The 392-nt window shown below is 36.5% G+C and carries 1 pseudogene; it reads right to left on the minus strand.

Annotated features, from left to right (window positions below):
* Nucleotides 1-392, minus strand: a pseudogene (locus HMPREF2887_RS09600) (glycine betaine ABC transporter substrate-binding protein); the annotation flags it as partial.

The following is a 392-nucleotide window of genomic DNA, read 5'->3' on the forward strand; positions in this document are numbered from 1 at the left end:
TCAAGACATTATTAAACAATTGGATTTGAAAATTCCTTTCTCTACAAGATAGTCATGAGCAACTTTAGCAGGTTCTTCTTTATCATTTTCTACTTTGTGGTTCAATTCTGCCATTTTGCTATCGTTCAAAATACCATCTAATTTAGCTAGTGCTCTTTTCAATTGAGGGTATTTTTTAAGAGTTGTTGACCGAACAACCGTTCCTGCTTGATAAGAAGGATAGATTTTTTTATCATCTTTCAAAACGACGAGATTTGCTCCATGAAGCTGTCCATCTGTAGTGAAAATATCAATTGCATCCACTCTACCAGATTTAACTGCCTGATATTTCAGTCCCCATCCCTTTCCAACTTGGGACTGAATTTCATACCATAGGTTGATCGCAATCGGGC

Source organism: Streptococcus sp. HMSC071H03, assembly GCF_001813035.1.
GTDB classification, from domain to species: Bacteria; Bacillota; Bacilli; order Lactobacillales; family Streptococcaceae; genus Streptococcus; species Streptococcus anginosus.